Origin of the sequence: Burkholderia sp. ABCPW 11, assembly GCF_001523445.1 — a bacterium.
Lineage (GTDB): Bacteria > Pseudomonadota > Gammaproteobacteria > Burkholderiales > Burkholderiaceae > Burkholderia.
In genome coordinates this window covers 62,957-74,103 of sequence record NZ_LOVM01000049.1, presented here as the reverse complement: position 1 = coordinate 74,103, position 11,147 = coordinate 62,957, and the positions used below count along the sequence as shown (strand labels likewise).

10 protein-coding genes are annotated in these 11,147 nt (G+C 65.9%); all 10 read right to left on the bottom strand.

Features of this window, described 5'->3' with window-relative positions:
- Nucleotides 1–65: 65 nt before the first annotated feature.
- On the bottom strand, nt 66–821 hold the full coding sequence (locus WS61_RS21260; RefSeq protein WP_059503158.1) for an ABC transporter ATP-binding protein: 756 nt from the start codon (nt 819–821) through the stop codon (nt 66–68).
- Nucleotides 821–2,605: an ATP-binding cassette domain-containing protein gene (locus WS61_RS21255; RefSeq protein WP_059503155.1), complete on the bottom strand. Its 1,785-nt coding sequence runs from the start codon at nt 2,603–2,605 to the stop codon at nt 821–823. The genes WS61_RS21260 and WS61_RS21255 overlap by 1 nt, the downstream gene beginning before the upstream one ends.
- Nucleotides 2,606–2,609: 4 nt before the next feature.
- Entirely contained in the window at nt 2,610–3,665 is a 1,056-nt protein-coding gene (locus WS61_RS21250) for a branched-chain amino acid ABC transporter permease (protein WP_059503153.1), read from the bottom strand.
- A 202-nt stretch (nt 3,666–3,867) separates the two neighbouring features.
- A complete protein-coding gene (locus WS61_RS21245; RefSeq protein WP_059503150.1) occupies nt 3,868–5,025 on the bottom strand; it encodes an ABC transporter substrate-binding protein in 1,158 nt (385 codons plus the stop codon).
- 83 nt (nt 5,026–5,108) lie between these two features.
- Nucleotides 5,109–5,669 (bottom strand): hypothetical protein, encoded by a 561-nt coding sequence (locus WS61_RS34965; RefSeq protein WP_157692763.1) that lies wholly within the window; start codon nt 5,667–5,669, stop codon nt 5,109–5,111.
- 427 nt (nt 5,670–6,096) lie between these two features.
- Nucleotides 6,097–7,074, bottom strand: a complete 978-nt coding sequence (locus tag WS61_RS21240; RefSeq protein ID WP_059503390.1) for a branched-chain amino acid ABC transporter permease — start codon at nt 7,072–7,074, stop codon at nt 6,097–6,099.
- Nucleotides 7,074–7,958, bottom strand: coding sequence for a branched-chain amino acid ABC transporter permease (locus WS61_RS21235; RefSeq protein WP_059503148.1), 885 nt, complete (start codon nt 7,956–7,958; stop codon nt 7,074–7,076). The genes WS61_RS21240 and WS61_RS21235 overlap by 1 nt, the downstream gene beginning before the upstream one ends.
- Nucleotides 7,959–8,086: 128 nt before the next feature.
- On the bottom strand, nt 8,087–9,286 hold the full coding sequence (locus WS61_RS21230) for an ABC transporter substrate-binding protein (RefSeq protein ID WP_059503146.1): 1,200 nt from the start codon (nt 9,284–9,286) through the stop codon (nt 8,087–8,089).
- A 77-nt stretch (nt 9,287–9,363) separates the two neighbouring features.
- On the bottom strand, nt 9,364–10,119 hold the full coding sequence (locus tag WS61_RS21225) for an ABC transporter ATP-binding protein (protein ID WP_059503144.1): 756 nt from the start codon (nt 10,117–10,119) through the stop codon (nt 9,364–9,366).
- Complete coding sequence (locus tag WS61_RS21220; RefSeq protein WP_027783147.1) at nt 10,116–10,895, bottom strand: ABC transporter ATP-binding protein; 780 nt, start codon at nt 10,893–10,895, stop codon at nt 10,116–10,118. The genes WS61_RS21225 and WS61_RS21220 overlap by 4 nt, the downstream gene beginning before the upstream one ends.
- Nucleotides 10,896–11,147: the final 252 nt, after the last annotated feature.

The following is an 11,147-nucleotide window of genomic DNA, read 5'->3' as shown; positions in this document are numbered from 1 at the left end:
GCAAAACAAAAACGGCGTGTTTCACGTGAAACACGCCGCTCGCTCCCCGCCCACCCCTTCGACGATCAAGCCGTCTTTTTCGCCAGCCCGAGATATGTCTCGATCACACGCGGATTCCGGGCGAGCTCGGCCGCAGGCCCTTCCAGTGCAAACTCGCCCGTCTCCAGCACGTAGCCGTAGTCGGAAATCTGCAGCGCCGCCCGTGCATTCTGCTCGATCAGCAGCGTCGCCACGCCGGTACCGCGCAACGCGCTGATGATATGAAAGATCTCCTTCACGATCAGCGGCGCCAGCCCAAGGCTCGGCTCGTCGAGCATCAGCAGGTCGGGCTTGCCCATCAGCGCACGTCCGACCGCCAACATTTGCCGCTCGCCGCCCGACAGCGTACCGGCCGCCTGCCTGCGGCGCTCCTTCAGCCGCGGAAACAGCGCGAACACGTGATCGAGCTGGTCGAGGAAGTTCGCTTCCCCTGCCTGCTTGCGCCGATATGCGCCCAATATGAGGTTGTCCTCGACCGTCATCGTGCCGAACAGCTCGCGCTTCTCCGGTACGAGACACATCCCGCGCGCGACGCGCTGCTCGACCGGCAGCGCACCGACATCGCTGCCGCGATACACGACCGCGCCCGACGCGTGCCCCGTTATCGGCAGCGCGCCCATGATCGCGTTCAGCAGCGTCGATTTACCGGCCCCGTTCGGACCGATCACGCTGACGATCTGCCCCGCTCCGACCTTGATGGCAGCACCGTGCAGCGCCTCCACCTTCCCGTACCGCACCGCCAGGCCGCGTACTTCGAGAATCGGCATCGTCGTGTCCGTCATCACTCCACCCCGCCCAGGTACGCTTCGAGCACGGCCGGATCCTGCTGCACATCCTGCGGCAGCCCTTCCGCGATCCGCGTACCGAACTCCATCACCACCAGCCGGTCGGTGAGGTTCATCACGAAATCCATGTCATGTTCCACGAGCAACACGCTCATGCCTTCGGCCTTCAGCCGCCGCAGCAGGTCGGCGAGTTGCTGCTTCTCCTGGTAACGCAGGCCGGCCGCCGGCTCGTCGAGCAGCAGCAACGTCGGATCGCAGCACAGCGCCCGTGCGATTTCGAGAATCCGCTGCTGACCGAGCGCAAGGCTGCCCGCTTCGTCGTACATGTGCTTCTCGAGCCCGACGCGGCGGATCTGGCGTGCGGCTTCGGCCAGCAACTGCGCTTCCTCGTGCGCATTGAGCCGCGCGATGCTGCGCCACACGCCCGTATGACCGCGCAGATGGGCGCCGATCGCGACGTTCTCGAGCACCGTCATCGCCGGCAACAGCTTCACGTGCTGGAACGTGCGACCGATGCCGCGACGGACCACCTGACGCGACGTCAGCCCGTCGATGCGCTCGCCGCGAAACGTGATCGCACCGCCGGTCGGCTTCAGCACGCCGGTCACGAGATTGAACGTGGTCGATTTGCCCGCGCCGTTCGGGCCGATCAGCCCGACGATCTGCCCCGCTTTCACGTCGAAGCTGACGTCGTTGACGGCCACGAGCCCGCCGAACTGCTTGCGTGCGCCGTCGACGACGAGCAGCGGCTCGCCGGGCACGGGCTTCGCGCGCTGCGGCAGCGGGTCGGCCTGCTCCGGCACATGCGCACGCGGCCCGCGCGGGAACAGTCTCGCGACGAACGGCCATACGCCCTGGCGCGCGTACTGCAGCAGCAGCACCATCAGCACGCCGAACACGATGATCTCGAAGTTGCCTTCCGAACCGAGCAGCTTTGGCAGCAGCGTCTGCAGGTAGTCCTGCAGCACGGTGAGGATCGCCGCGCCCAGCACCGCACCCCATACGTGCGACACGCCGCCCACCACCGCCATGAACAGGAATTCGATCCCGTGGTTCAGCCCGAACGGCGTCGGGTTCACCGCGCGCTGCAGGTGCGCGTACAGGAAGCCCGATACCGCCGCGAGCACGGCTGCGTAGACGAAGATCACCACGCGCATCCACGCGGTGTTCACGCCCATCGCCTCGGCCATCACGCCGCCGCCGCGCAGCGCGCGGATCGCGCGGCCGGGTCGGCTGTTGAGCAGGTTCTGCACCGACACGATCGCGGCCAGCACCACGGCCCAGATGAGGAAATACAAGCTGCGGCCGCTGTCGAGCCGGATGCCGAACAGGTTCAGCGCCGGAATCCCGTTGATCCCGTCGTACTTGCCGAGCAGTTCGAGGTTGCCGAACAGATAGAACAGCGCGAGGCCCCACGCGATCGTGCCGAGCGGCAGGAAGTGCCCGGACAGCCGCATCGTCACGGCGCCGAGCATGAGCGCGACGAGCGCCGTCAGCACGACGCCGACGATCAGTGCGAGCCACGGCGACACGCCGTACCGCGTCGTCAGGAACGCGGTCGCATATGCGCCGACGCCGACGAACGCGGCCTGCCCGAAGCTCGTCATCCCGCCAACGCCCGTCAGCAGCACGAGCCCGATCGCGACGATCGCATACAGGCCGATGTAGTTCAGCAGCGTGATCCAGTACTCGGGCACCTGTAGCGCACCGGGCAACACCGGCAGCGCGAACAGCACGACGAGAAACAGCCAGAAGGTCTTGTTGCGTACCATCGTCTTCATCGCGTCACTCCTCTTCCTCTTCCGCATGCGGCGTCACGAAGCTCCGCCACAGCAGCACCGGAATGATCAGCGTGAACACGATCACCTCCTTGTATGCGCTCGCCCAGAACGACGAATACGATTCGAGCACGCCGACGAGCAGCGAGCCGGCGGCCGCGAGCGGGTAGCTGACGAGCCCGCCGATGATCGCGCCGACGAAGCCCTTCAGGCCGATCAGGAAGCCCGAGTCGTAGTAGATCGTCGTCAGCGGGCCGACGAGGATCCCCGACAGCACGCCGAGCCCTGCCGCGAACGTGAACGCGAGCCGCCCGGCTTCGGTCGTGCCGATGCCGACGAGCCGCGCACCGAGCCGGTTCACCGACGTCGCGCGCAGCGCCTTGCCGGCGATCGTGCGGCCGAAGTACACGTAGAGCGCGCCGATCAGCACGAGCGCCGTGACGACGACCAGGATGCTCTGCACCGATACCGTCATGCTGCCGATCGCGAGCGACGCGTCCGAAAATCCGGCGGTGCGCGAGCCCTCCGCACCGAACATCACGAGACCGAGGCCGACCATCGCGAAATGGACGGCGACCGACACGATCAGCAGCAGCAGCGTCGTACCTTCGGCGATCGGCTGGTACACGAGCCGGTAGACGAACGGCCCCATCGGCACGACGATCGCGAGCGTCAGCGCGATCTGCGCGAGCATCGGCAACGGCTGCGCGGCAAAGCTGCGCGTGAGCGCGAACACCGCGAGCGGCAGCAGCACGTAGCGGCTCGCCAGCGTCGCGAGCGTGCGGCCGAGCGGGTGACGACGTTCGCGATGGTGGATCAGGCCGCCGACTTCCAGCAGGAAGCACGCAATGCCCATCACGAACAGCAGCCAGCAGGTGGCGGGGAATTTCTGCGCCTGCAACGCGGCCAGCGTCAGCGCACCGTAGGCGACGAATTCGCCCTGGGGAATGAAGATCACCCGCGTGACGGAAAACACCAGCACGAGCGCCAGCGACAACAATGCGTAAATGGCGCCGGTCGTGATGCCGTCTTGCGCGAGGATCGCCGCAATCGAGAGATCCATACGTTTCGTGTATCGAGAGAATGCTGCGGAGAAACGAAAGGCGAAAACGCTCGGGGCGCGCGCGAAGCGATCGGCACCTCGCGCGCCATGCGGCGAGCCCCGGCGGTTCCAGGCGGCACGGGTGCGGCCGTCTCAGGCGCGCCACCCCGCCGACGGCACGCGCGGCGCCGTTCGCGCCGCGTGTGCCGGTTTCACGTGATGCTTACTCGGCCTGCAACTTCCACTTGCCGTCGACGATCTGCACCATCACGCGCGCACGCGTGTCGAAGCCGTTGTGATCGGTCGCCGTCATGTTGATCACGCCGTGCGAGACGGGCAGATCCTTCACGCTTTCGAGCGACGCGCGCAGCGCTTCGCGGAACGCCTCGGTGCCCGGCTGGCCCTTCTTCAGCGCTTCCGGGATCGCCCGCTGCAGCAGCAAGCCCGCATCCCACGCATGGCCGCCGAACGTCGACAGCGAACCCGCGCCGTAGGCCTTCTCGTACGCGGCCTTGTAGCCGAGCGCCGGCTTCTTCACCGGATTCGAATCGGGCAATTGGTCGGTCACGAGCACGGGGCCGGCCGGCAGGATCTCGCCTTCGCAATCCTTGCCGCACACGCGCAGGAAATCGTTGTTCGCGACGCCGTGCGTCTGATACACCTTACCCTTGTAGCCGCGCTCCTTCAGCGTCTTGGCCGGCAGCGCCGCCGGCGTGCCCGAGCCCGCGATCAGCACCGCATCCGGGTTCGAGCCCAGCAGCTTCAGCACCTGCCCCATCACCGATGCATCGGTCCGGTTGTAGCGCTCGTTCGACACCAGCTTCAGCCCGTTCTTCGCGGCCGCCGCGTCGAACGTCTTGTACCAGCTGCCGCCATAGGCATCGGCGAAGCCGATGAAACCGACCGTCTTCACGCCGTGCTTCGCCATGTAGCCGGCGATCGCGTCGGCCATCAGCTGATCGTTCTGCGGCACCTTGAACATCCACGCGCGCTTCGCGTCCATCGGCGCGATGATCTGCGCGCTCGCCGCGAGCGAAATCGCCGGCGTCTTGCCCTGCGACACGGGATCGAGCATCGCAAGCGAGTTCGGCGTGACGGAGGAGCCGATGATCGCGTCGACGTGGTCCTCGTCGATCAGCTTGCGCACGTTCTGCACCGCGCGGCTCGTGTCGGAGGCGTCGTCGAGCACGATGTACTGCACGCTCTTGCCCGCGATTTCCTTCGGCAGCAGCGCGATCGTGTTCTTTTCCGGAATCCCGAGCGAGGCAGCCGGGCCCGTAGCCGACAGCGTCACGCCGATCTTGACCTGCGCCGACGCCGTGGCCGCCACACACACGAGGCCCGCGGCAAGCATGGCCTCCATCCATCGATTCATCTTCATTTACGTTGTCTCCAAACGCTGCTCGAAAAAACCACGGGTCGCTCGGGCGGCTCCCGGTCCCCATAAACAAGTTAATATCTTAATTATCCAGTCCATCCGCGCCCATGCTCGTTTTCCCGTGACGCCGCCCCCATGGGCCGCATGCCGGCCGAAACGGTCATTCGGCCATCACGATGCGCAGCAGCAATGTCGTCAGGATGAAGAAAGCGAATAAAGGCGGGATCGCGCGGAAAATCGGTGCGTGCGCAACGATGGCGGAAACGGCCGCCGTACCGGCCCGATGCGGCCCGGTACGCACGCGATGAAACGTCGGAAAGCCGGCGGCTCATGACGATGCGGATACGGATGCGAGCACAACGACCCGCGCTGGCGCCGGGGCGCGCATACAGGCCGCAGGACGGCTCGGGAATGCCGCGACGACCCATCGCGCACCCGATGACGAACGAGCGGCGCCCGCCGCCTCTCCTGCCCCGATCCACCGCGCTGCGCTGCTCATCCAACCGTACTCCCTCTTCTGCATTGTGCGTGTAGGAGAACTGCCGACCGATTTTCCCGACCGCACGGTCGGCGAAAGCCGAGTGTAACGGACGCCTTTCGCGCACGCCAACCGGGTAAGCCCGAAGCGCCTGTGCAGGATTGCGCATCGTGTGTTAACGATCGCGGAAAGGGAAAAACGGGGGGACGCGGCGAAGCGCGGAAAAGACGCGGTGCGAATGCAAACGCGGAAGATGGCCGTCACGCGGGCCGATGCACCATCGATGGAATCCGTGCACGGAAATGAAAAAGCGCTGTTGGATTCCGTCCAACAGCGCTTTGGGGTCCGGGCACTTTGTGCCTCGATTGTCTCCTCGTTCTCCACCTGCAAATTCGTTTCGCGGTGCATCAGAACTAAGGTGAATCTTAAAGAGGCTTAAGCACCACGACAACTTAGCATTTACCCCTATGGTGCATCGCCGCACGAAAATGGGGCACCAGCCTGCCGCGCGGCGCCTGCCCGAACCCGCCGCAACGCCCTTGCCGGACGCGCCGGATGGTGCTTCGCATCAACGCGCGGCGTTGCGCACGGCCTGCTCACGACGAGGCTCTCAACGGCTTGATCCGCGCGACCATCTCGCCGACGATACCGCGCCGGAAGGCCAGCACGCATGCGATGAAGATCAGCCCGGTGACGATCGTCGCCGATTCGCCGAGCGAATGGAACCACGCGACGCCCGTCGTCGACGCGAGCCATTCGCCGATGTCGCCGAGCCGGTCTTCCAGCGCCACGATCAGCGCGGCGCCCAGCAGCGGCCCGAACAGCGTGCCCATCCCGCCGACGAGCGTCATCAGCACGACGAGGCCCGACATCGTCCAGTACGCGTCCGACAGCGTCTCGAAGCCGAGCACGAGCACCTTCAGCGAGCCGGCCAGCCCCGCGAGCGCGGCCGACAGGATGAACGCGAGCAGCTTGAAGCGGTCGGTGTCGTAGCCGAGCGAGATCGCGCGCGCTTCGTTCTCCTTGATGGCGACGAGCACCTGGCCGAATGGAGAATGGACGACCCGCACGATGAACGCGCACGCGGCGACGACCACCGCCAGCACGACGTAGTACAGCGCGACGTCGTTCGACAGGTCGAGCAGCCCGAACAGGCGGCCGCGCGGCACGCCCTGCAGGCCGTCCTCGCCGTGCGTGAACGGCGCCTGCAGATAGATGAAGTAGACCATCTGCGCGAACGCGAGCGTGATCATCGCGAAGTAGATGCCCTGCCGGCGGATCGCGAACAGCCCGACGACGAGCCCGAGCAGCGTCGCGACGACGGTGCCGGCCAGCACGCCGAGCTCCGGCGTGAAACCGAACGTCTGCATCGAATAGCCGGTCACATAACCGGCCGTCGCGAGGAACATCGCATGGCCGAACGACAGCAGCCCCGTATAGCCGATCAGCAGGTTGAACGCGGCCGCGAACAGCGCGAAGGCGAGCACCTTCATCACGAACACCGGATACGCGCCGATGAATGGCGCGGCGAGCAGTGCGGCGAGCAGCACGCCGTAGAGCACTTTTCTCTGCATCATTTTTCCTTGCCGAAGAGGCCCGCCGGGCGGAACAGCAGCACGATCGCCATGATCACGAACACGACGGTGGCCGACGCTTCGGGATAGAACACGCGCGTGAAGCCCTCGATCACGCCGAGCATCAGGCCCGTGACGATCGAGCCGAGGATCGAGCCCATCCCCCCGATCACGACCACCGCGAACACGGTGATGATCATCGGCTGGCCCATCAGCGGCGACACCTGGATCACGGGCGCGGCCAGCACGCCCGCGAACGCGGCGAGCGCGACGCCGAAACCGTAGGTGAGCGTGATCATCATCGGCACGTTCACACCGAACGCCTCGACGAGCTTCGGGTTCTCGGTGCCCGCGCGCAGGTACGCGCCGAGCCGCGTCTTCTCGATCACGAACCACGTCGCGAGGCACACCGCAAGCGACGCGACGACGACCCACGCGCGATAGTTCGGCAGGAACATGAAGCCGAGGTTGGTCGCGCCGGACAACTGCGACGGCACGTCGTACGGCTGGCCGGACGATCCGTAGATCGACCGGAACACGCCTTCGACCACCAGCGTGAGGCCGAACGTGAGCAGCAGCCCGTACAGGTGATCGAGCTTGTACAGCCAGCGCAGCATCGAGCGCTCGATCGCGATCCCGAACGCGCCGACGAGCACCGGCGCGAGCACGAGCATCGCCCAGTACGGCAGCCCGAAATACGACAGGCCCATCCACGCGAGCATCGCGCCCAGCATGAACAGCGCGCCGTGCGCGAAGTTGATCACGTTGAGCAGCCCGAAGATCACCGCGAGCCCGAGGCTCAGGATCGCGTAGAACGAGCCGTTGACGAGCCCGAGCAGCAACTGGCTCAGCATCGCCGGCAACGGAATGCCAAAGATTTCCATCGACTTAGCCGTCAGAATGAGTGTCGTTGCGTGCGCAACCTTCATGCGTCGCGCACGCGGGCGGCGCAGCGGGCACCTCGCCGCAGCCGCCACCGTGCGGCGCGCCCGGGCGCGCCGCTACGCGATGCTTACTTCCACAACGCGCAGCGCGTTTCCTGCTTGGTGCCGAACGCCTGCTCGCCCGGAATCGTCGCGAGCACCTTGTAGTAGTCCCACGGCTCCTTCGATTCCGACGGCTTCTTGACTTCCATCAGGTACATGTCGTGGATCATGCTGCCGTCCTGGCGGATATAGCCCTTCGCGTAGAAGTCGCTGATCTTGATCTTCTTCAGCTCGGCCATCACCTTGTCGGAGTCGGTCGTACCGGCGGCCTGCACGGCCTTCAGGTACGTCGTCACCGACGAGTAGTCGGCCGCCTGAAGGCTCGACGGCATCTTCTTCATCTTGCCGAAGTAGCGCTGCGCCCACTGGCGCGACGCCGCGTCGCGATTCCAGTACCAGCTGTCGGTCAGCACGAGGCCCTGCGTCGTTTCGAGGCCGAGGCTGTGCACGTCGTCGATGAACATCAGCAGCGCGGCGAGCTTCATCGTCTTCATGATGCCGAACTCCTTCGCGGCCTTGATCGAGTTGATCGTGTCGCCGCCCGCGTTCGCGAGGCCGAGGATCTGCGCCTTCGACGCCTGCGCCTGCAGCAGGAACGACGAGAAATCCGACGCGGACAGCGGGTGACGCACCGCGCCGAGCACCTGGCCGCCGTTCGCCTTCACGACGTCCGACGTGTTCTTCTCGAGCGCCTTGCCGAACGCGTAGTCGGCCGTCAGGAAGAACCAGCTCTTGCCGCCCTGCTTCACCACCGCCGAACCGGTGCCCTTCGCGAGTGCCATCGTGTCGTACGCGTAGTGGACCGTGTACGGCGTGCACTGCTCGTTGGTCAGCGTGTCGGCGCCTGCGCCGATGTTGATGTAGACCTTCTTCTTCTCGGCCGCGACCTGGTTCATCGACAGCGCGGTGGCCGAGTTCGTGCCGCCGACCAGCAGGTCGAGCCCGCCGCGGTCCATCCATTCGCGCGCTTTCGACGCGGCGATGTCGGCCTTGTTCTGGTGGTCGGCGTAGACGACCTCGATCGGCTTGCCGAGCACCTTGCCGCCGAAGTCCGCGACCGCCATGCGGATCGCCTCGAGACCGCCCTGCCCGTCGATATCCGCGTAAAGCCCCGACATGTCGGTGATGAAGCCGATCTTCACGGTATCCGCCGCGTGGGCGGCGCCGGCGGTGAACGCGGCGGCCGCGAGCGCGAGACAGGCCTGTGCGAGGGTCTTCATTTTCATTGACGTCTCCTGTTGTTCTGATGCGTTGTGGTTGTTCGAGAGCCGCCACGGCTAGCGGCAACGGAAACGGAGCGGCGTCACACGCCGAGCAGGTCGTGCAGGATCGGCATCTTGCCTTCCAGTTCGGATGCACGGAAATGCTCGACGATGCGGCCGTGCTCCATCACGTAGAAGCGGTCGGCGAGCGGTGCGGCGAAGCGGAAATTCTGTTCGACCATCACGATCGTGTAGCCGCGCGCCTTCAGCGCGACGATCATCCGTGCGAGCGCCTGCACGATCACCGGCGCCAGGCCTTCGGAGATCTCGTCGAGCAGCAGCAGGTTCGCGCCGGTGCGCAGGATCCGCGCGACCGCGAGCATCTGCTGCTCGCCGCCCGACAGCCGCGTGCCCTGGCTCTGCCGGCGCGACGCGAGGTTCGGGAACATCGCGTAGATCTCGTCGAGCGACATCGCGTGCTCGTGCGGCCCGATCAGCGGCGGCAGCATCAGGTTCTCCTCGCACGACAGGCTCGAGAAGATCCCGCGCTCCTCCGGGCAGTAGCCGATGCCGTAATGGGCGATGCGGTGCGTCGCGAGGCCGATCGTCTCGTGGCCCGCGACCTTGATCGATCCGGCGCGGCGGCCCGTGAGGCCCATGATCGCGCGCAACGTCGTCGTGCGGCCCGCGCCGTTGCGGCCGAGCAGCGTGACGACCTCGCCGCGATGCACGGTCAGATCGACGCCGTGCAAGATGTGGGATTCCCCGTACCAGGCCTCCAGGCCCGTGATCTCCAGCGCAGGCGTACCGCTCTCGACGCCGCTCAATTCGCGTTCCTCCCGTTCGCTGTGCTTCATGCGTGCGCCCCCGCGAGCGCTGCATCGGCGCTGCCCATGTAGGCCTCGATGACGAGCGGATTCTTCGACACTTCCGCATACGAGCCTTCGGCCAGCACCTCGCCGCGTTGCAGGACGGTGATCGTGTCGGAGATCCCCGCGATCACGTTCATGTTGTGTTCCACCATCAGGATCGTGCGGCCGCTCGCGACCTTCTTGATCAGCGCGGTCACGCGGTCGACGTCCTCGTGGCCCATCCCCTGCGTGGGCTCGTCGAGCAGCATCAGCTCGGGCTCCATCGCGAGCGTCGTCGCGATCTCGAGCGCGCGCTTGCGGCCGTAGGCGAGCTCGACGGTCGGCACGTGCGCGAAATCGGTGAGGCCGACCTGCGTGAGCAGATCCATCGCGCGATCGTCGAGCCGCTTCAGCGTGCGTTCGCTGCGCCAGAAATGGAATTCGGTGCCGAGTGCCCGCTGCAGGCCGATGCGCACGTTCTGCAGCGCGCTCAGGTGCGGAAACACGGCCGAGATCTGGAACGAGCGGATGATGCCGCGCCGCGCGACCTGCGCGGGCCGCTCGTCGGTGATGTCGATGCCGTTGAAGACGATCTGGCCGGCTGTCGGCGTCAGAAATTTGGTGAGGAGGTTGAAACAGGTGGTCTTGCCCGCGCCGTTCGGCCCGATCAATGCGTGGATCGCACCGCGCCGCACACGCAGGTTGACGCCATTCACGGCGGTGAAGCCCCTGAATTCCTTCGTCAGTCCGCGTGTTTCCAGAATCGTGTCGCCGAGAATCATGTTCCCTTCCGTACGAAGTCAGGCGAAGCACCGGGAAGCCTGGCGCGAGCGGCCGCGAACGGGTCAGCGGATCAGCGGGCTGCCCCCGGGCGCCGTGGTACGCCTCGAGGGTTGGTCTCCCGCGCCGACGCGTATGCACATTGCGCAACATTGTCGCGCCGTTGGTGCAGTGCAATCATCGGGATTTGCACTTATAGGGATGGCCGCCTTGTCGGACGCGGCTGCGCACGGTTTTTCACCGCGTTTTTTTGA